General features: G+C 66.2%; 17 protein-coding genes. 9 read left to right on the top strand and 8 right to left on the bottom strand.

The genetic code is table 11. The features are described 5' to 3' along the window. The coding region (locus tag GH681_RS23320; protein ID WP_194271122.1) for an SdrD B-like domain-containing protein at positions 1-1295 on the bottom strand (1295 nt) is incomplete at its 3' end. Between GH681_RS23320 and GH681_RS23560 the strand changes: the two genes are divergently transcribed. The 6 genes from GH681_RS23560 to GH681_RS02995 all read left to right on the top strand — a co-directional run bounded on the left by GH681_RS23560 (position 1294) and on the right by GH681_RS02995 (position 9156). Then, positions 1294-1527: a hypothetical protein gene (locus GH681_RS23560; protein ID WP_153159980.1), complete on the top strand. Its 234-nt coding sequence runs from the start codon at positions 1294-1296 to the stop codon at positions 1525-1527. The genes GH681_RS23320 and GH681_RS23560 overlap by 2 nt on opposite strands. 560 nt (positions 1528-2087) lie before the next feature. After that, complete coding sequence (locus GH681_RS03015; RefSeq protein WP_153159979.1) at positions 2088-4235, top strand: type I secretion system permease/ATPase; 2148 nt, start codon at positions 2088-2090, stop codon at positions 4233-4235. After that, a complete protein-coding gene (locus GH681_RS03010; RefSeq protein WP_153159978.1) occupies positions 4232-5569 on the top strand; it encodes an HlyD family type I secretion periplasmic adaptor subunit in 1338 nt (445 codons plus the stop codon). The genes GH681_RS03015 and GH681_RS03010 overlap by 4 nt, the downstream gene beginning before the upstream one ends. Beyond that, the gene (locus GH681_RS03005; RefSeq protein ID WP_153159977.1) at positions 5569-7383 is read left to right on the top strand and encodes a TolC family protein; all 1815 of its coding nucleotides are present in this window, start codon (positions 5569-5571) and stop codon (positions 7381-7383) included. The genes GH681_RS03010 and GH681_RS03005 overlap by 1 nt, the downstream gene beginning before the upstream one ends. Before the next feature lie 271 nt (positions 7384-7654). Then, the gene (locus tag GH681_RS03000) at positions 7655-8311 is read left to right on the top strand and encodes a PEP-CTERM sorting domain-containing protein (RefSeq protein WP_153159976.1); all 657 of its coding nucleotides are present in this window, start codon (positions 7655-7657) and stop codon (positions 8309-8311) included. Positions 8312-8463: 152 nt separating this feature from the next. Further along, positions 8464-9156, top strand: a complete 693-nt coding sequence (locus tag GH681_RS02995; RefSeq protein ID WP_194271121.1) for a PEP-CTERM sorting domain-containing protein — start codon at positions 8464-8466, stop codon at positions 9154-9156. Between the two features lie 50 nt (positions 9157-9206). Here the strand turns inward: GH681_RS02995 and ubiD are convergent, their stop codons facing one another. Then, positions 9207-10685 carry a 4-hydroxy-3-polyprenylbenzoate decarboxylase gene (gene ubiD, locus GH681_RS02990; protein WP_153159974.1) on the bottom strand — a complete coding sequence of 493 codons (1479 nt, stop codon included), beginning with the start codon at positions 10683-10685 and terminating at the stop codon, positions 9207-9209. Between the two features lie 65 nt (positions 10686-10750). Between ubiD and GH681_RS23315 the strand changes: the two genes are divergently transcribed. From GH681_RS23315 to GH681_RS02980, 3 genes are all read left to right on the top strand, one after another. Further along, positions 10751-11008, top strand: a complete 258-nt coding sequence (locus GH681_RS23315) for a hypothetical protein (RefSeq protein WP_194271120.1) — start codon at positions 10751-10753, stop codon at positions 11006-11008. Next, the gene (locus GH681_RS02985; RefSeq protein ID WP_194271119.1) at positions 11005-12084 is read left to right on the top strand and encodes a PEP-CTERM sorting domain-containing protein; all 1080 of its coding nucleotides are present in this window, start codon (positions 11005-11007) and stop codon (positions 12082-12084) included. The genes GH681_RS23315 and GH681_RS02985 overlap by 4 nt, the downstream gene beginning before the upstream one ends. Positions 12085-12189: 105 nt before the next feature. Then, complete coding sequence (locus GH681_RS02980; RefSeq protein ID WP_153159972.1) at positions 12190-13521, top strand: tetratricopeptide repeat protein; 1332 nt, start codon at positions 12190-12192, stop codon at positions 13519-13521. Between the two features lie 106 nt (positions 13522-13627). Here the strand turns inward: GH681_RS02980 and GH681_RS02975 are convergent, their stop codons facing one another. From GH681_RS02975 to GH681_RS02950, 6 genes are all read right to left on the bottom strand, one after another. Continuing rightward, positions 13628-14953 (bottom strand): TolC family outer membrane protein, encoded by a 1326-nt coding sequence (locus GH681_RS02975; protein WP_153159971.1) that lies wholly within the window; start codon positions 14951-14953, stop codon positions 13628-13630. Between the two features lie 29 nt (positions 14954-14982). Continuing rightward, positions 14983-15306, bottom strand: a complete 324-nt coding sequence (locus tag GH681_RS02970) for a rhodanese-like domain-containing protein (RefSeq protein WP_153159970.1) — start codon at positions 15304-15306, stop codon at positions 14983-14985. A gap of 13 nt (positions 15307-15319) precedes the next feature. Continuing rightward, on the bottom strand, positions 15320-15973 hold the full coding sequence (locus GH681_RS02965) for a protein-L-isoaspartate O-methyltransferase (RefSeq protein ID WP_153159969.1): 654 nt from the start codon (positions 15971-15973) through the stop codon (positions 15320-15322). A 65-nt stretch (positions 15974-16038) separates the two neighbouring features. Continuing rightward, positions 16039-19197 carry an efflux RND transporter permease subunit gene (locus GH681_RS02960; protein ID WP_153159968.1) on the bottom strand — a complete coding sequence of 1053 codons (3159 nt, stop codon included), beginning with the start codon at positions 19195-19197 and terminating at the stop codon, positions 16039-16041. Positions 19198-19201: 4 nt separating this feature from the next. Beyond that, positions 19202-20314, bottom strand: coding sequence for an efflux RND transporter periplasmic adaptor subunit (locus GH681_RS02955; protein ID WP_153159967.1), 1113 nt, complete (start codon positions 20312-20314; stop codon positions 19202-19204). After that, the gene (locus GH681_RS02950; protein ID WP_153159966.1) at positions 20311-20961 is read right to left on the bottom strand and encodes a TetR/AcrR family transcriptional regulator; all 651 of its coding nucleotides are present in this window, start codon (positions 20959-20961) and stop codon (positions 20311-20313) included. The genes GH681_RS02955 and GH681_RS02950 overlap by 4 nt, the downstream gene beginning before the upstream one ends. Positions 20962-21082: the final 121 nt, after the last annotated feature.

The raw sequence follows: 21082 nt of genomic DNA, 5'->3' as shown, positions 1-21082 counted from the left end.
CCGGCGTCGCTGTCGGCGCTGTCGGCGCCCACGTCCTTGGTGGTGAAGGCGTAGCCGGCCGGCAGGGTGGTCTTGTCGAACTGGACCGAGTAGGTGCCCGGCTTGAGGTTCGAGAACAGGTAGTTGCCGTTGGCGTCGGTGGTGGTGCTGGTCACCGCGTTGCCGGCGGCGTCGAGCAGGATCACCTTGACGCCGGAAACACCGGCTTCGCCGCTGTCCTGAACGCCGTTGCTGTTGGTGTCGAGCCAGACCTTGTCGCCCAGTTCGGCCAGCTTGTACAGGCCGGCATCCACGTTCGGGTTGTTCTGACCCGAGACGAGGGTGACGTTGGCGGACTGACCGGTGCTGTTCACATCGGAGTCGGTGGTGTCGTTACCGCCCTGGTCCTGACCGGTGACCACGTAGCCTGCCGGGGCCTGCACGGCGACCGAGTAGGTGCCGGGGGTCACGGTGAAGCTGTAGTTGCCGTTGGTGTCAGTGGTGGTGGTGCTGATCGGGGTGCCAGCGGCGTCCTTCAGCACGACGGTGACGCCAGCAATGCCGGCTTCGCCTGCGTCCTGCACGCCGTTGGCGTTGGTGTCTTCCCAAACCTTGTCGCCCAGGGTGGCGAGGCCGGGGGACGGCACGTTGAAGGTGATGGTGTTCGGGGTCGCGTCAAGATCGACGCCGCCGCAATCGGGGTCGATGCCGCCGTCGTCACGAACCTGGAAGGTGAGGCCGAAGTCACCGCCGGCAGAGGCCGGGGCAACGTAGGTGAGGTGGCCGGCGTCGATCTCGGAGGCGAGGATCTCCTGGCCGGCGGTCACGGCGACGCCGTTCAGCAGCAGCGCGCCGCTGGCGGGCACGGCGTTCACGACGACGGACTTGAAGGCGTTGCCGTCGATCGGATCGGTGAAGCCGAAATCGGCAAGACCCAGCACATAGACGTCGCCATTGGCGACGGTGACGGATTCGTCGGCACCAGAGGGTGCGTCATTCACCGGCGTCACGTTGACCGTCACGTCGAGCGTGAAGGTGTTGCCGGTGCTGTCGTAGCCAAGCACGCGAATGAGCTTGGCGCCGTTGAAATTCGGGATGGCGGACGCGTCGAGCGTCAGGGTGTCCTTGTCGACGGCGGTGAAGAAACCCGCGGTGGACAGCACCCACTTGGCGCCGTCATAGACGTAGAGCTTGATCTTGGCGGGATCGACTGCGCTGTAGCCGGGATCAGCCTGCTTGAGCAGGTCGAACAACTCGAAATTTTGACTGGTGTCTTCGCAGACTGAGACGCTGGTTACGTAACTCGTATTTGACATGAACGATCTCCACTTTTCTGTTTTGGATACCGCCGAAGCCGGAACTGGCCCACGACGAGTCGAGAAAATCGGAGATCAAACAGCAATTTACGGGCCACCTCGATGCGATTATTTGTCAAAAACACTAAATATCGTTCATCTCAATAGCTTATCGAATCCTTTCGCCATTTTTACATCTGCAAAAAATCACAAACCACTAAGCCCTGTAAAAAAATCCGACAAGCCCACTTGAAACAAAGCGTCGCAGGAAACCGGATGCAACCATGATGAAACCCTGAAACACGTCCTAAAAAAGCAACCAAGCAACTGTTTTAAAACGATTAATGCACGGCAAAAAGACACCCCGGCAAACCTCAAAGGACATCGCGCACCTCGCAACCGGGGCCGTAAAAGGCCGGAAAAATCCCGACATGAACTATTCCACGCACTGCACCCAATCAACGCTGGCCATTTAACTCAATATGAAATTTTTATCCGACCACCCTCGGGTTCGCCAGAACAATGCCCACAAAAACATAGCAATCGTCAATTTCAGTCAATTTGCCTAAGCCAGCCGACACCAAAGACAGGAAATTTGTCACAAACAACCCGGCGTGAATTTTGCAAAACGAATACTCGTGACTTTTTAACATTTGCCATATGGCACCTTATGGCACCATCGCCTCCTGACCGTTGCCACCGCGCCTCGAAAGCCGTGCGCAACCTTGGGAAAGCCTGCTGCCCCAGCCCCGGTCGGCCCCTCTTCCGCCGATCCGGACGGCAGCCCCAGACGCCCTATTGAGAACCCAGCCCATGCGCGAATCCCCTTCTTCAACACCCGGCGCAGCTTCGGTCGACGGGGTCATCGACCAGTTGCAGTTTCTGGCCCACTTCTTTGGAAAACGCGCCGATCCGATGCAGCTGCTGGCCGATACGCCGGTGGTGGATGGCTGCATCACCGAAGCCCAGATGCACGAGTGCGCCCGTCGCGGCGGTCTGTCGCTGAGCCGCGCGAAGAAGGGCGTGCCGGAATTCAAGCCGTCGGAGCTGCCGGCGATGGTGTTCAGCGCCGAAGGGGGTGATCCGCTGGTGCTGCTGCGCCGCGATGGCGACACCTTCGAGTGCGTGCAGGCGGGCATCCAGGGCACCGTGAAGCTGGGCCTCGAACAGGTGGTGGCCGAGCATCCGGGTGTGGCCTGGTTCGTGCGGCCGATGGTTTTCTTCGACACCCGCAGCCTGCTCTACCACCTGCCCCGTCCGCGCCGCTGGTTCTGGGACACCCTGCTGGCCAACAAGCCGATCTACGGCTGGGCGCTGCTGGCCACCGTGCTGACCAACGTCTTCGCGGCGGTGATCCCTTTCTACACGATGTCGGTGTACGACCGCGTGGTGCCCAACAACGCGCTGGACAGCCTGTGGGTGCTCACCGGCGCGGTGGTGGTGGTGGCCCTGTTCGACCTGGTCATCAAGATGCTGCGCAGCTACCTGCTCGAATCCGCCGCCCGCAAGGCCGACGTGGCCATGTCATCCCACGTGTTCGCCCAGGCCCTGCGCCTGCGCGCGGCGGCCCGACCGGCCTCTGGCGGCGTGCTCGCCAACATCGTGCGGGATTTCGAATCGGTGCGTGAGTTCGTCACCTCGTCCACCCTCACGGTGCTGGGCGACGTGCCCTTCATGCTGTTCTTCCTGGTGCTGATCGGGATCATCGGCCACTGGCTGGTGCTGGTGCCGCTGCTCCTGATCCCGGTGACGATCTTCGTGTCGTTCATGATCCGCAAGCCGCTCACCCGCATCCTCGGCGCCAACATGCAGGAATCGGCCCAGCGCACCGCCCACCTCTTTGAAGTGATGAACGGGGTCGACACCATCAAGACCCTCGGCGCCGAAGCCTGGGCCCGCCGCCAGTGGGAGATGCTGACCGTCAAGATCTCCGAGAACTCGGTGCAGATGCGCGAATGGACGTCCTTCGGCACCTACATGTCGCTGCTGGTCACCAACCTGGATTCGATCCTGCTGGTGATGTTCGGCGCGCTGATGATCAGCTCCGGCGACCTGACCATGGGCCAGCTCATCGCCTGCTCGATGCTCGCCACCCGCGCCATCACCCCGGCCACCCAGATCGCCGCGCTCATCGTGCGCTACGAGCAGACCCGCCAGGCCATCGACGCCCTCGACAAGATCATGGAGGCACCCACCGACGAGACCACCGACAGCCTGCACCTGCCGCGCATGTCGGGCCGCATCGACTTCCGCGACGCCCACTTCGCCTACCCCAACTCGGCGCCGCTGCTGAAGGGCCTCAACCTCACCATTCGTCCGGGCGAGAAGGTCGGCTTCATCGGCCGCATCGGCTCCGGCAAGAGCACCCTGTTCAAGCTGCTCCTCAACCTCTACAGCCCCGACCAGGGCGCGGTGATGGTGGATGGCATGGCGGTGAACCAGCTCGAACCCCAGAGCCTGCGCCGCCAGGTGGGCTACGTACCCCAGGACGTGGTGCTGTTCCACGGCGACATCCGCGAGAACATCCTCCTCGGCAGCGCCCAGGTGAGCGACGCCGACATGCTCGAAGCCCTGCGCCTGTCGTGCCTCGACGAAACCCTCGCCCAGATGCCCAACGGCCTGGGCACCCAGGTTGGCGAGCGGGGCGAACGCCTCTCCGGCGGCCAGCGTCAGGCGGTGTCCATCGCCCGCGCCCTGGTCCAGCAGCCGCGCATGCTGCTCCTGGATGAGCCCTCCAGCATGATGGACCCGGCCACCGAAGCCCGCCTGATCGAGAACCTGCGCAACATCAAGGGCACCACCATGCTCCTCGTCACCCACCGCACGGCCATGCTGCCGCTGGTGGATCGGCTGGTGGTGCTCGACCAGGGCCGGGTTGTCCTCGACGGCCCCCGCAATGAAGTCCTTCGCAAACTGCAGGGCGGGCCGGCACCGGTCGCCCCCCGGGAGGCCGCAGCATGAAACTCGCTTTCCAGTCCGCCCAGCCCCGCATCGAGGCCGAACCCATCAGCAGCCATCCGGATTTCGACCGCGGCCCCCGCAAGGCCGTGATGATCCTGCTCGGCACCACGGCCGCCTTCTTCGTGATCTTCTTTGCGTGGATGAGCTTTGCGCCCCTCGACATCTCGGTGAACGCCGTCGGCGCGGTGGTGCCCTCCAGCCGCCTGCAGCAGATCCAGAGCATGGAAGGCGGCATCCTCCAGGCGCTCAACGTGCGTGAAGGTGCGGTGGTCAAGAAGGGCGACGTGCTCGCCATCGTCCAGAACCTGCAGTTCAACGCCGAACAGGGCGAAGCCCAGCAAGGCCTGTGGGGCGCCCAGGCGGCCATCGCACGCCTCGACGCCGAAGCCCGCAACGCCGCGCCGAACTTCCCGCCCGACCTCGAGAAGAACGCGCCGGATCTCGTCCGCGAACAGCGCAACCTGTGGCAGACCCGCCGCCAGGAGCGCGAGAACACCCTCGAAACGCTCTCCCGCCAGGTCACCCAGCGTCAGCAGGAACTGGCCGAAGCCCGTGCCCGCCACCAGGCCATCAGCGAATCCATCGGCCCGGCCCGGGAAACCCTGGCCATCGAGGAACGCCTCGCTACCAACGGCGCCGGCGCCAAGGCCGACCTGCTGAACGCCCAGCAGCGCTACTCCAGCCAGAAGGGCGAACTGGAAACCACCCGCATCGCCATCGGCCGCATCCAGGCCGCGGTGGCCGAAGCCCAGGCCCGCCTGTCGGAGACCCGCTCCCGCTTCTTCGCCGAGATCAGCAAGGAGAAATCCGAAGCCGAACTGCGCGCTGCCCAGATCAGCGAGCAGCTCACCGGCCGCAACGACCGCGTCGCCCGCCGCGAGATGCGCGCCCCGATGGACGGCGTGGTCAATCGCCTGCTCGTCAACACCGTGGGCGGCGTGGTGAAGGCCGGCGAGACCATCATGGAGGTCGTACCCGCCGAAGACCGCCTGCTCATCACCGCCAAGGTCAAGCCGTCCGACATCGCCTTCCTCAAGCCCGGCCAGGATGCCCGCATCCGCGTGACCGCCTACGATTCGTCGATCTTCGGCTCGCTGCCCGGCAAGGTCGTGCGCGTGGGCGCCGACGCGGTGGTCGATGGCGAGAAGAAGGAAACCTACTTCGAAGTCCTCCTCGAAGCCGAAAAGAACTACCTCGGCGACCCCGCGGAGCACCTCACCATCTCCCCGGGCATGGCCGCCGACGCCAGCATCCAGACCGGCAAGCGCACGATGATGGAATACATGCTGAAGCCCATCGTCAAGACCCTCGACAAATCCCTGCGCGAACGCTGATGAGCCCGAACCCGAACGCCCGCCCCCACCGCCGCACCCGTCTCGCCGCCATCCTGGCCACCCTCGGCCTGGGCCTTGCCGCCGGCATCGCCCACGCCGAACCGCTGCCGGCGGTGGTGAACAAGGTGCTCCTGCAGCAGCCCAGCGTGCGCTCCGCCCAGGCGCTGCTGCGCGCCGCCGAAGCCCAGGTCGTGCAGGTGCGCTCCGACTTCCTGCCCAGCGTCGGCCTCAGCTACCGCAACTCCGATTCCCGCGACGAAACCCTCGGCACGCCCATCGACCGCAACGTCCGGCGTACCGACGCCACCGTGCGCTGGAACATCTTCAACGGCGCCACCGACACCAACCGGCTGCGCGCCGCCGGCTTCACCCGCGACGCCGCCGACGCCGACCTGGATAACGTGCTCGAGCAGGTGGCCTACGAGATCACCGAGAACTACAGCGACGTGGTGCGCCTGCGCCAGCTCATCACCAGCCTGCAGGCCACCATCGCCAGCCAGGAGCGGGTCGAGGCCAACGTCGCCCACCGGGTGGACGCCGGCCGCATCGCCTCGTCCGAACTCGACCTGATGCGCGTGCGCCTGATCCAGAACCGCACCCTGCTGGGCCAGCTGCGCGCCCAGCTCGGCACCGCCGAGTACCGCTATCGCCTGCTCACCGGCGAAACGCCCGACAGCCTCGTCGCCCCGTCGATCCTCCCGGCCCCGGCCCTCGCCGGCGCCGACCCGGTGGACGCCCTCGTCGAGCGCATCCACGAACGCAACCCGCGCCTGCGCGCCGCGCTGCAGCGCACCGCCGCCCGCCAGGCCGACGTGGGCGCAGCCCGCGGCCTGTTCTTCCCCTCGGTGGATCTGTCTTACAGCAAGCGCCTCGACAACACCACGATCCCCGTCCCCACGGCCGACACCCAGCGCGCCGCACAGCTGGGCGTGAACCTCGACATCCCCCTCGGTGGCAAGAACATCGGCCGCCACACCGAGGCCGTCGAGCGCCACCAGGCCGCCCAGGCCGACGCCGACGACCTGATGATGAAGGTCTCGAAGGACATCACGGATCTGTACCGCCAATACACCGAAGCCCGCGGCATCGCGCCCCAGCTCGAACAGCGCGTCGCCGCCGCCCAGCGGGTGGCCGGGGCTTATGAGCTGCACTTCGAGGCCGGCCGGCGCTCGCTCAACGACCTCTCCATCGCCCAGGGCGACCTCTTCGACGCCCAGCGCAACCTGGTGGACAACCGCGCCCAGCAGACCACCCTCCAGGCCCAGCTGCTCGGCCTCGCCGGCGAACTGCGGGAAGCCCTGCGCAGCCGCTACCGCCCCGCGCCGATCGCCCCGGAGCTCCTCGGCACCCGCTATGAGTCGCCGGCCCTGGCCGCCGCGCCCGCGCACGTGGTCGAAGCCGCGCCGGCACCGCAGATCGAGCTGATCGAACCGGCCGCCAGCATCGACCCGATCATCCGCGCCCGCATCGACGCCTGGACCAGCGCCTGGACCGCCGGCAACTTCGACGCCTACCGCGCCGTTTACACCACCGACTTCCAGCCCGGCAAAGGCCGCAGCACCGCCGACTGGGAAGCCGAGCGGCGCCAGCGCGTCACCCAGGCCAAGTCGCCGCGCATCCGCATCGACAACCTGACGACCCGCAGCAGCGACGCCAGCCGGGTGGTCGTGCAATTCACCCAGCACTACACCGCCGCCCAGTACAAGGACACGGTGCGAAAGCAGCTCGAATGGGTGAAGGCCGACGGCCAGTGGAAGATCGCCCGCGAAACCACCAGCCCCGCCCGCGCTGCCAAAGCCCCCGCCGCCGAATAGACCACCCCACCGCGGGGACGACGGAAGACACACCGCTTCCGTCGTCCCGGCCGGCGCCCGCCTAGCCGCTCCACCCGCCCCACGCAAGACAACTGTCGAAGGTTTTTACAATCCTTCACCGGGCGGCGATTAGCCCCGCCCAGCGATTTTTTCCAGCCTCTTGACGAAAAAGGCGATTTCGCCGTTTTTTGCATAAATTTTAAATCTGGCGCAGAAATTGCTCGAATTTTCGTAACTTCGAAATTCACGCTCAACCGAGCAGGAGCTCATCATGCGCCTCATCACCACCGCCCTCGTCGCCGCCCTTGCGGCCCCCGCGGCCTTCGCCGCCCCCGCTTACTGGGCCGACTGGACCAGCCCGCTGACCGCCGCCTCCGGCGTCGCCGGCACGATCACCACCGGCACGGATACCGTCGGCGTCACCTTCACCGGCCTCTACAGCTTCGCCCAGCTCAGTGGCGGCACCTTCTACTGGACCAATCCGGCCACCTACACCAGTGCAACCGTCGACAATGCACCGGCCACCGTTGATCTGATCGGACTCAATCGAGGCGGGGCCAAGACCATCACCTTCAGCCAGAGCGTCCACAACCCGCTGATCGCCCTGACCAGCTGGAACGGCAATGTCGTCGATTTCGGCGCCCCCATCACCGTCCTCAGTGAAGGCTGTGGCTACTGGGGCTGCGGCACGGCCCTCGTCAACGCAGGGGGCACCGGCTTCACCGGCAGCGGCGAGATGCACGGCGTCATCGAGCTGCTGGGCGACTTCACCTCGATCACCTTCACCGACACCAGCGAGCACTGGCACGGCTTCACCGTCGGCATCCAGGGCATCGCCGATCCCGGTACCGGCGTGCCCGAACCGGCCTCCCTGGCCCTCATCGGTGGCGCCTTGGCGGCCCTCGCGGTGGTGCGTCGCAAACGCTGAACGCGTCTGACCGGCCACACAAAAACGGCAGCCCCACCGGCTGCCGTTTTTGTTTGTCGCTGCTGTAACCGATCTGGAACCGCCCTCACCCCAAGCTTCGTTCGCCCCGCCCTGGCGGCGGCCCATAACGAACAAGGGGAAGACACATGCAAATGAGCGTTCAATCTGGCGCAGCGATACTGCTCGCCATCAGCCTGACGACACCCGCCATCGGCGGCGAGATCAAGAACACGGAAGAGATGAAGTGCCCGGGGGACGGTACGGTGTACTGGGCACGCTTCGACAGCAAGGGCGGCAAATACGACACCGGCAGCAAAGCCTGCAAGAAGGGTGAAACCGTGAAGGTGCCGCTGGAGGACAACGGCGGCGCCAAGGCGATCGGCTTCTTCCAGGCCGGCACGAAGCTGCCCGACCCGCTCGCCATCGAGTACTTCATGTCCTGGGATGGCTCCGCCTACCGGCTGGATGATCTGGCCTACGGCATCTACCTGGCGATCGGCAGCACCCCCTACCGGGTACCGCTGTTCGAGAGCACCGTCAGCGAACTCTTTGCGGTGATCGACATGAGCGCCTACCTCGCCGCCATGCCGGCCCTGGACCCGACCCTCCCCTACGACTTCAGCGCCGGCAACTCGGCGAGCCTGCCCGGCGTGCGAATCTCGACCACCGAGCCGGTATTCTCGGCCACCGACGGCTGGACGATCTCGCCCTACACCGGCCAGGCCACCTTGCTGGCCGAGGTCAGCGGGCAGGCCACCCACATTCCGGAACCCGCCACCGCACTGCTCGGACTCACCGGCCTTGCGGCACTCGGCGCGCTGCGGCGCCGGCATCTCCGCAACTGAACCCGCCTATCCCGCCGCAACGCAGCGCGCGGCGGCGGGGGATGCACGGCTCACAGGCCCAGGCTGCTCCACATCTCGTCCACCCGCTTCTTCACCTCCGGGCTCATCTCGATGGCCCGGCCCCATTCGCGGTTGGTCTCGCCCGGCCACTTGTTGGTGGCGTCGAGGCCCATCTTGGAGCCCAGGCCCGCCACCGGGCTGGCGAAATCCAGGTAGTCGATGGGCGTGTTGTCCACCAGCGTGGTGTCGCGGGCACCGTCCATCCGGGTGGTGAGTGCCCAGATCACTTCCTTCCAGTCGCGGATGTTCACGTCGTCATCCACCACGATGATGAACTTGGTGTACATGAACTGGCGCAGGAAGCTCCAGATCCCGAACATCACCCGCTTGGCGTGGCCGGGGTACTGCTTGCGGATGCTCACCACCGCCAGCCGGTACGAGCAGCCTTCCGGCGGCAGGTAGAAATCGACGATCTCGGTGAACTGCTTCTGCAAGAGCGGCACGAACACCTCGTTGAGCGCCACGCCCAGCATCGCCGGCTCGTCGGGCGGCTTGCCGGTGTAGGTGCTGTGGTAGATCGGATCGCGCCGGTGAGTGATGCGCTCGATGGTGAACACCGGAAACTCGGCCTGCTCGTTGTAGTAGCCGGTGTGGTCGCCATAGGGGCCTTCGAGCGCGGTCTCGCCCGGGTGGATCACGCCTTCGAGGATGATCTCGGCCGACGCCGGCACCTGCAGATCCGAGCCGATGCACTTCACCAGCTCGGTCTTGGCGCCGCGCAAGAGGCCGGCAAACTGGTATTCCGACAATGAATCGGGCACGGGCGTCACCGCACCGAGGATGGTCGCCGGATCGCAGCCCAGCACCACCGCCACCGGGAAAGGCTGGCCCGGATTGGCTTTCTGGTGCTCCAGATAATCCAGCGCGCCGCCCCGATGGGCGAGCCAGCGCATGATCACCTTGTTCGGGCCCAGCACCTGCTGGCGGTAGATGCCCAGGTTCTGGCGCGTCTTGCTGGGGCCGCGGGTCACCACCAGCCCCCAGGTGATCAGCGGCGCCACATCGCCCGGCCAGCAATGCTGGATCGGCAGGCTGCCCAGATCCACGTCCCGCCCTTCCTTCACCACCTGCTGGCACGGCGCCGACGACACCGTCTTCGGCGACATGTTGAGCACCTGCTTGAACACCGGCAGCTTCTCCCAGGCGTCCTTCAGCCCCTTGGGCGGCTCCGGCTCCTTCAGGAAGGCCAGCAGCTTGCCCACCTCGCGCAGTGCGTTCTGCCAGTCCTCGCCGCTCTCGCCCATGCCCAGCGCCACCCGCTGGGGTGAGCCGAACAGGTTGGCCAGCACCGGCATGCGGTAGCCCTTCGGGTTCTCGAAGAGGATCGCCGGGCCGCCGGCGCGCAGCACCCGGTCGCAGATCTCGGTCATTTCCAGGTGAGGGTCGACCTCGGCCGTCACCCGGCGCAATTCACCCATCTGCTCCAGCCGGGCGATGAAGTCGCGTAGGTCAAGAATTTGCGTGCTCATGGAATCTCATGCCCCTCGGATAGCGGCCCTGCGCGGGGCCCGTATGGCGAAAGGTCGGAATGGTAATGCTGATTCCGATCCGCCGCAGCGATAAAGTATTTTTATCCTTTCAGTCGATTGTCGACGATTTTTACAAAATATGGCCAAACCTTTACATAAAAATACACAACCCTTTGTCTTCGTTAAATTTTTCGTTTCTGGCACGCTTGTTGCTCAATTTAGGCACGGTACGCAAACCCGGGCAGGAAGACTCAGGCGCGCACCCCTTGCTCAAGCACCCTCATCGTCAATCGTCATTAATCAAGGAGTTACCCCGGTTATGAAAGCCAGCAAACTCTCCATGGCCGTGCTGCTTGCAGCGACTGGCCTCGTGGCAGGCGGCGCCAATGCTGCTGCCATCATCGACAACGGCACCGTGCAGATCGGCGTCCGCGATCTGGGCGATCTGAACGTCAGCGGCGGTACCAGCGCGGCGGGCAGCGGCACCTCCATCGTCGGCCTGCGCTCGATGGCCACCAACTCCGATTCCACCTCGCCGGGCTGCACCTGCGAAGGCTGGGGCGTCGGCATCGCCAGCACCGGCCAGGCCGGCTACGCCAACAGCTCTGTCGGCACCGCCAACCTGTCGCTGGTGAGCTTCACCTCCACCGCCAACAGCGCGGTCTCGGTGGTGAACGTGCTGAACTCCGCGGGCGCTGCGATCCTGCAGGTCACCCACGACTACCACCCCCTGGCCACCACGCCTTACCTGTACGAGACCGTCGTCAAGATCACCAACCTCACCGGCGCCGATCTGGCCGCGGGCGATCTGGTCTACCGTCGCGTGATGGACTGGGACATCCCCAGCCCGGGCGATGAATCCGTCAGCATCCAGGGCGTGCCCGCGCTGCTCGGCATCGCCAATGGCAGCAACGTGCGCAAGACCGACAACAACGGCTTCAACTCCGGCAACCCGTTCTCGTTCACGTCCTACGGCCTGACGAACACCAACTACGTCAATTCCCGCAGCGGCAACCTGCAGGGCTCCGCGAGCTCCGACCAAGGCGCCCTGTTCGACTTCGAATTCGAAGCCCTGGCCAATGGCGCTACCCGCGTGTTCGCCACCTACTACGGCGTGGCCCCGAACAAGGCGACTGCCGACGCCGCCCGCAGCCTGGTCGATGGCGACGCCTCCACCGTCGATATCGCCCTGTACTCCTACGGCTCCTGCGCCTCCGGCCTGACCGGCTGCGATCCCGCCACTGGCTCGCCCGATACCTTCATCTTCGGCTTCGGCTCCTCGGCCAGCGGCGTGCTGCTGCCCCCGCCCCCGCCGACCGGCGTGCCCGAACCCGCCACCCTGGGCCTGCTGAGCCTGGCGATGGCCGGCATGGGCCTGTCCCGCCGCAAGCGCGCCTGATCATCCGGCCGCTGTGACACCAACCCCATTCAGGACAACCTGAATGGGGTTGTTTCTTTTGGAGTCTGGCAAACTAAGTCTTCTTCTTGCCACCCGTCCGGGATCATGAAAACACGCGCTGCTGGCACCCTGCTCCTCGCCCTCCTCACCCTGGCCGGCAGCCCGGCCCACGCACTGCTCGAAATGTCGGAAAGCGGCGCAGCCCGCTTCGAATCGCCCGGCTCCGCCAAGGAAACCCCCTTCGGCGAAAAGCTGCGCGCCGGCCACGAAGCCCTGCGCAAGCTCGACTATCCGCGGGCCGAGGCCCTCTTCAACGAAGCCGCCCAGATCAATCCCCAGTCGCCGCTCCCGGCCCTGGGTCATGCCGAATCCGCACGCATCCGCAATCTGCAGGACGACGTGCGCAAATGGCTCAAGCAGGCCCTCGACATCGCCCCGAAAAGCGCCGATGCGCTGACCGCCTGGGGCCGCTGGCAGTACGCCCAGAAGAATTACCCGGAAGCCGAGAAGGCCTGGAAGGCCGCCATCGCCGCCGACGCCCGCGCCGCCATTCCGCTGGTGGATCTGGGCGACCTGAACTACAACGTCCGCCACAACATCGATGTGGCCGCCGATTTTTACCGCCGCGCCCTGCAGATCAACCCCAGGCTCGGCGGCGCCCATTACGCCCTAGGCACCATCTGGTTGGACAAGAAAGCGCCGGACAAGGCCATCGGCGAGTTCGAGGAATCCGCCAGGCTCTCGCCCGGCAACCCGCTGCCCCAGCACGGCCTGGGCCGCGCCTATCAGATGCAGCAGAGCTACAAGGCCGCCCACGCTGCCTACGACCGCGCCCTGGCGGTCAGTGCCGATTACTACCCGGCCCGCCTCGCCAAGGGCGACGTCTTCCTGGCGCAAGGCGAAGCCAGACAGGCGGTCGGCGAGTACCAGGCCGTCGCCCGGGCCCAGCCCAAGCTCTACGACGCCCAGCTCAAGCTCGGCATGGCCCAGCAGCAGGCCGGCCAGCTCCGCGAAGCCCAGGCCGCCTACCAGGCCGCCGTCCGGCTCAACCCCGACCTGCCGCTGCCCTACAACAACATGGCCTGGATGGCCGCCACCGATCCGGCGAACAAACCCTCCGACGCGGTACTCGAATGGGCCCGCAAGGCCGTCGCCCTGGCGCCAAAGGTGGCCGACTTCCAGGACACCCTGGGCTGGGTGCATTTCAAGCGGGGCGAATCGGTCGAAGCCATCAAGGTGCTGGAGAAGGTCAGTCGCGCGGAAGGCCGCCAGTCTGCCGGCATCCACTACCACCTGGGATCCGCCTACGCGGCGGCCGGCCGTACGCGGGACGCGGTCACCGCCTTCAAGACCGCCCTCAAGCTCGATCCGAACTTCGCCGAAGCGGGCGACGCCAGGGCCCAGCTTGCAAAGCTCGAAGGCAACGCCAGACCCTGAGCACACACCGACACCTCATCGGGACGCACAAAAACCAAACGGCCGCTCTTCAGCGGCCGTTGGTCATAAGGCGGAGCATCACCTGCCCATAAGCAGGCCAAATGGCTCAGTCGAGCAAGCCGTTGATCGCCTTGATGTCTTCGTCGCCCAGCGTCCCCGCCGCGGCCTTCAGCTTGAGCTGGGCCAGCAGGGTGTCGTAGCGGGCCTTGGAAAGCTTCTGCAGGGTATCGTAGAGCTGGCTCTGGGCGTTGAGCACGTCGATGTTGATCCGCACGCCCACCTCGTAGCCGAGCTTGTTGGCGTCGAGGGCGGAGCGGGACGACACCTGGGCCGCCTCGAAGGCCTTCACCTGGGCCAGCCCGCTGGTCACGCCCAGGTAGGCCTGGCGGGCGTTCTGGGCGGCGGTGCGGCGGGCGTTGTCGAGATCGGCGCTGGCCTTGTCACGCAGGGCGGACGCCTCGCGGATGCGGGAATTCACGCTGCCGCCCTGGAACAGCGGCAGTGCGAGCTGCACGCCGACGATGGTGGAGTCGGTGTTGGTGCGGATCGGCGTGAGGGCCGACAGCGGCGCGGTGGACGACGCCGCGTTGCCGTAGCTCGCCACCAGATCGACGGTGGGCAGGTGGCCAGCGCGGTTGCGCTCGACTTCCCGCTGGGAGATTTCCTGGGCCACCTGGGCGGCCTGCACGGTGTAGCTGCCGTTCTCGGCGGAACTCACCCAGGCCTGGATGTCGGCCGGCTCGGGGCGGCTGAGGGCCACGCCCTTGCGCAGCCCCTTCAGGGCATCGGCCTCCTTGCCGGTGAGCACCAGCAGGGCATGGCGCTTGACGGCCAGGTCGCTCTCGGCAGCAATCACCTGGGCCGACGACAGATCGGCACGGGACTGGGCTTCATGCACGTCGGTGACGGTGACCGTCCCCACCTCGAAGCTCTTCTTCGCCAGCGCCAGCTGCTGGGTGTTGGCCTCGTGCAGCGCACGGGCCGCGGCGAGCACATCTTGCGCGACCAGCACGTCGAAGTAGGCCTGGGCGGCGCGCAGGGTCAGATCCTGGCGGGCCAGCTGGTACTGGGCCTCGGCCAGCGCCACCTGCATCTCGCCCTGCTTGTACTGCACCCAGCTCTGCCAGCGGAACAGCGGCTGGGTGAGCTGCACCTGCCAGCCATTGTTGTTGTAGCCACGGGTGACGTCGTAGTGCTTGAGGTTGACGTCGTTCCAGCTGGAGTTGCCGGTGAGATTGAGCGACGGCAGCAGTCCGGCACGCCCCTGGGGCAGCTTTTCGCGACCGGCTTCGAGGGACGCGCGGGCACTTGCCAGCGCCGCGTCGTAGGACAGGGCATCCCGGTAGACCTGCTCGAGATCCGCCGCCCCTGCGCCACCCGCCGCGAAGCCTGCCGCCATCGCCAGCACCACACGTCCTGCAACCCGTCTCATCACGTTCTCCGTCACTCGTTTCGCACGTCTCAATACTGGGGCATCGCAGGGTCGACCTGCTGTGCCCACTGGGCCACGCCACCGGCGAGGTTGATCACCTCGCCCAGACCCTGGCGCTCCAGGAACATTGCCACCTGCATGCTGCGCCCGCCGTGGTGACAGATCACCACGATCTGGGCGTCGTCGGGGAGCTCCTGCATCCGCGCCGGCACGGTGGCCATCGGCATCGGCACCGAGCCGGGGATCGCACAGTAGGCGAACTCGGAAGGCTCGCGGACATCAAGGAGAAAAGGCGCAGGACGGGTTGCGTCCTGCAGCCATTCGGCCAGTTGCGGCGGGGTGATGTGCTTCATCGGGCGACGTGACTCAGAACTTGAAGTGGCTCTTCTGGGGGGCGTTGCGCATCATCGGCACGAGGTTCTCGAAGAGGGACTCGGTGCGGAACTTGCCTTCAGCCACGTGGGTGATGAGCTGGGCAGTCATCAGCGGCGCTTCGCCCACGAAGGCGAACAGACGGCCACCGACCTTGACCTGCTGCAACAGGGTTTCGGGCACATAGGGCACACCGCCGGAGACGACGATCAGGTCGTAGGGCGCGCCGCCGGCCCAGCCGCGCACGGCATCGCCTTCCTCGACGATGACGTTCTCGACGCCGTAGCGCTTGAGGTTGTCGTGGGCCATGTTCACCATGGCCGGCTCGATGTCGACGGTGCGCACCCACTCGGCCTTGGCGGCGAGCAGCGCGGCGAAGTAACCGGAACCGGCGCCGACTTCGAGCACCTTGTCGGAACGCTTGACCTGCACGGCCTGCAGCACCTTGCCCTCGATCACCGGGACCAGCATGCTGCCGCCGTTGCCAAGGGGAATCTCGGCTTCGGACAGGGCCAGCGACTTGTAGGCTTCCGGCACGAACTCCTCGCGGCGGACACTCATCAGCGTGTCGAGCACGCCAAAATCCAGCACCTCCCAGGGGCGGATCTGCTGCTCGACCATATTGAACCGTGCTTGTTCGTAATTCATTTGGGGCTCCCCGAATAATATTAGCAGAAGCTAATATTTATGATCCGCATAAAAACTTTCGGATTCTAGCTTACTTGTGCACTGCGCAGTTCATCCGGCTCGCGTCGGACGCGATACCAGGCCGCGTAGAGCGCCGGCACGAACAGCAGGGTGAGCAGGGTGGCGACGATCAGCCCACCCATGATCGCCACCGCCATCGGCCCGAAGAAGGCGCTGCGGGTGAGCGGGATCATCGCCAGCACGGCCGCCGCCGCGGTGAGCGCGATGGGCCGCAGCCGGCGCACCGCCGACTCGACGATGGCGTTCCAGATCGACAGGCCCTTTTCCACATCCTGCTCGATCTGATCCACCAGGATCACCGAGTTGCGCATGATCATCCCGAACAGCGCGATCGTGCCCAGCATCGCCACGAAGCCGAAGGGCTGGTTGAACAGCAGCAGGAACAGCACCACCCCGATCAACCCCAACGGCGCGGTGAGCACCACCATCGTCGTACGCGAGAAGCTGCCCAGCTGCACCATCAGCACGGTAAAGACCACCCCCAAAAACAGCGGGAAGCCCGCATTCACCGAGCTCTGACCCTTGGCGCTCTCTTCCACCGCGCCGCCGGTCTCGATGCGGTAGCCGGTGGGGAGCGCGGCGCGGATCGGCTCCAGCAGCGGCGCCACCTGGGCGGTGACGGTGGGCGCCTGGACGCCATTCACGTAGATCTGGCCGCGCACGGTGATGCTCGGCTCCCGGTTGCGGCGCCACACCAGGCCCTGCTCGTAGGCGTAGCCGACGGTCGCCACCTGGGTCAGCGGCACCGACTTGCCGGCCCGGGTCGGAATCGCCAGCTCGGCCACCAGCGAGAGCTTGTCCCGCTCGAAGGCGTCGCCGCGCAGCACCACGTCGATGGACTCGATGCCTTCCCGGTAGCTCGTCGCCACCAGCCCGCGCTGGCTACTGTTGAGGAAGTTGGCCACGTCCTGGGTGGTCAGGCCGAGCAGCCGCGCCTTGCGTTGATCCACCTCCACGCGCAGCACCTTGGATTGCTCGTCCCAGTCCAGCTGCACGTCCGAGAGGTTGGGGTTGCCGCGCATCACGTCGGCCACCTCGGCGGCGTACTTGCGCACCGTCGGGATGTCCGGCCCGCTCACCCGGAACTGCACCGGAAAGCCCACCGGCGGCCCGTTCTCCAGCCGGGTGACGTTGGCGCGCAGGTTGGGAAACTCCTTGCGGAACAGCTCAATCATCCGCTCCCGCAGCGCCTCACGGCTGGCGATGCTGTCGGTGAGCACCACGAACTGCGCAAAGTTGGCGGCCGGCAGCTGCTGGTCGAGGGGCAGGTAGAAGCGCGGGCTGCCGGTGCCCACGTAGGCCACGTAGTTGTCGATGCCCTTCTCGTTTTTCAGCACGGCTTCCAGCTTTTCAACCTCCGCCTTGGTGGCCCGCAGGCTGGCGCCTTCCGGCAGGCGCAGGTCGATCAACAGCTCGAGCCGCGTCGAGTTGGGGAAGAACTGCTGCTGGACAAGGCCGAAACCGACGATGGCGGTGGCGAAGATCGCCAGCGTGGTGCCGATCACCACCCAGCGCCGCGCCACGCACCAATCCACCACCGCCCGGAAGCGGTTGTAGAACGGCGTGCGGAACACCGAATCCTCGTCGCCCTCGATGTGCGGGTCGCCCAGGCCGATGCGGTCCTTGAAGGCGTCGATGCGCGGGAAGCGCTTCGAGAACCAGCTCGGCTTCTTCGGCCCCCGGGGATCGGGCAGCAGCACGTAGCCCAGGTAAGGCACGACGATCACCGCCGCCAGCCACGAGGCCAGCAGCGCGATGGCGTTCACCTGAAAGATCGAGCGGGTGTATTCGCCCGTGGAAGACTGCGCCGTGGCGATGGGCAGGAAGCCCGCCACCGTCACCAGCGTGCCGGACAGCATCGGCCCGGCCGTGCTGGTGTAGGCGAAGGCGGCCGCCTTGGAGCGCTCCCAGCCCTGCTCCATCTTCACCAGCATCATCTCGACCGCGATGATCGCGTCGTCCACCAGCAGGCCCAGGGCCAGGATCAGCGCGCCCAGCGAGATCTTGTGCAGCCCCACATCAAACAGGCGCATCCCGAAGAAGGTGACCGCCAGCACCAGCGGGATCGACAGCGCCACCACCAGCCCGGTGCGCAGCCCCAGCGAGAAGAAGCACACCACCAGCACGATGATCACCGCCTCGGCCAGCGAATGGACGAACTCGCTGATCGAGCGCTGCACGGCTTCCGGCTGGCTGGCGACTTCCTTCAGCTCCATGCCCACCGGCAGCTTGGCCTGGATGCGGGCCGTCGTTTCCTTGAGGTTGGCGCCCAGGGCGATGATGTCGCCGCCCTTGGCCATCGACACGCCGAGGCCCAGCGCGTCCTGCCCCTGGAAGCGGAAGCCCGGCGCCGGCGGCTCGACAAAGCCGCGCCGCACGGTGGCGATGTCGCCGATGCGCAGCTCGCGCCCACCGGCCCGGATCGTCATGTCGCGGATCGCCTCGACGGTGTCGAAGGCGCCGCTCGGGCGCAGGTAGATCCGCTCGTCCCTGGTCTCGAAATAACCGCCGGGCACCACCGCGTTCTGCTGGGCGAGCGCCGTCGTCACCGTCTGCACATCCAGCCCCAGCGTTGCCAGGCGGGCGTTGGAGAGCGACACGTAGACGCGCTGCTCCTGCTCGCCGATGAGATCCACCTTGGCCACGCTCGGCACGCGCAGCAGCTCGGCGCGGATCTTGTCGGTCTCGGCCTTAAGCTGGGCGTAGTCGAAGCCGTCGCCGGTGAGCGCGTAGATGTTGCCGAACACGTCGCCGAACTCGTCGTTGAAATACGGCCCGCGGATCGTGGTCGGCAGCGTGCCGCGGATGTCGCCGATCTTCTTGCGCACCTGGTAGAAGATGTCCGGCACGTCCTTGCCCGGTGTCGAATCCTTGGCCACGAACAGCACCACCGATTCGCCCGGCCGCGAGTAGCTGCGCAGGTAGTCCACGTTGGGCACCTCCTGCAGCTTCTTCTCGATGCGGTCGGTCACCTGTTCTTCCATCTCCCGCGCCGACGCACCGGGCCATTCGGTACGCACCACCATCACCTTGAAGGTGAACGGCGGGTCTTCCGACTGGCCGAGCTTCTGGTACGACAGCACCCCGACCAGCGCCAGCAGCACGATCAGGAAGCGCACCAGCGGCTGGTGGCGCAGCGCCCATTCCGACAGATTGAAACCCATCGCCTCAGCCCCCCGCGCCAACCGTGGCCGCCGCCGGCCGGCTCGCCACCCGCGGCTGCATCAGCTGGCCGGCGACGATCTTGTGAACACCCGCCGCCGCGATGGTCTCGCCCGGCTGCACGCCGCCGGCGAGCAGCACGCCATCCTCGCGGAACTGGCGCACCTGCACCTTGCGCAGCACCGCCTTGACCAGCTCGCCTTCCGGCTGCAGCACCCACACCGCGCTGCCGCCGTCGTGCTCGAAGAGCGCCGTGGCCGGCACCAGCAGGCCGCCGCCGGCCGCCGCCGCATCGGGCAGGATCACGTTGGCGGTCATGCCCAGCTGAACCTCGGGCGTCGCATTGACGATGGTGACGCGCACCGCGTAAGTCCGGGTGGCGGCATCCGCCGCCGGGGCCACCTCACGCACCCGGCCGGTGAACACCGCATCCGGCGCCGCCAGCAGGCGCACCTCGATGTTCCCGGCCTTGCGCAGCGCAGCGATACGGCTCTCCGGCACGGCAATCAGCACTTCCCGCTCACCATCCCGCGCGAGCTTCATCACCGGCGCCGAATCCTTCACCACCTGCCCCACCTCGGCGGCGATCGCGGTGATCACCCCGGCCTGCTCGGCCACGAGGCTGGTGTAGCCGGCCTGATTGCCGGCCACCTTGGCCTGGGCGCGGGCCTGCTCGACGCGGGCAGCGGCCGACTTGAAGGTGGTCTCCTTGGCGTCCAGCACGCTGCGACTCACGAAATTCTTGGCGACCAGATCCCGGTAGCGCTCCACTTCAGCCTTGGCGTAGGCCAGCTCGTTCTGGGCCGCCGCCAGCTGGGCGCGGGCCGCCTCGGCATTGAGGCCGGCGTCGCTCGGGTCGAGCCGCGCCAGCAGCTGGCCGGGCTTGACGACCGCACCGACGTCCACCTTCCGCTCGATGATCTTGCCGGTGATGCGGAAAGCCAGATCCGACTCGTAGCGCGCCCGCACCTCGCCCGAATACAACGCCCCGGCCTGCACCGACGACAGGGCCAGCTTCTGGACCATCACCGGCCGCGGCCCTTCGGCCACCGGCTGGGGTTTGGAACAAGCGGAAAGCAGCGCCACGGAAAGGGCGCCGAGGAGGATGCGTCGGTTCATCGTTGGGATTCCTCGGTGGGCTCGACCAGCAGGCCGCGGAAGAGCACGTCGAAAAAGGTGTCGAAATAGTTGTCAGGCATCGGCCGCGCGCCGCTGCACATGTGCAGCGAGCACTGCCAGACCGACTGCAGCAAGAGCGGGGAAAAGACCATCTGCCGCACGCTCTCCGGGTTGCCCGGCCGGAACACGCCCTTCTGCATGCCGGCCTCGATGACCTTGTTGAGCAGCATGTGCCACGGGCCGATGACCTTCTCGTTCAGATAGACGGCCACCTCCGGGAAGTTGCCCGCCTCGCACAGCATCAGCTTGCAGGTGCCCGCCAGCGACGTGGAACCGATGCGCTCCCACCAGAACACCAGCAGGGATCGGAGCAGATGCGCCGGGTCGTCCTTGAACTGCTCGACCATCGCCTCCACCTCGCCGATCATCGGCACGATGGATTCCTCGATCACCGCGCGGAACAAGGCTTCCTTGCTGTCAAAGTAGAGGTAGAGCGTGCCCTTCGAGACGCCGGCGCGGCTGGCCACATCATCCAGGCGGGTGGCGGCAAAGCCCTTCTCCACGAAGAGCGCCAGGGCGGCAGCGGCCAGCTCGGCAGGACGGGCATCCTTGCGACGCTGGCGGCGGTGGTTGTCGGTGGTGACCATGGAATTTACTGACTGACCAGTTAGTCAGTAAATTCTAGACAAGCACAAGATGCCTGTAAAGGCAGCGCTTTCCCGCATCCGGGGCGCGGCCCGCCGAGCGGAATCGTCAAATGATGTGGAA

The sequence above is a fragment of the Zoogloea sp. 1C4 genome, from assembly GCF_009469605.1.
Classification (GTDB): Bacteria; Pseudomonadota; Gammaproteobacteria; order Burkholderiales; family Rhodocyclaceae; genus Zoogloea; species Zoogloea oryzae.
The sequence above is the reverse complement of the archived record's forward strand: the minus strand, read 5'-3'. Positions and strand labels throughout refer to the sequence as shown.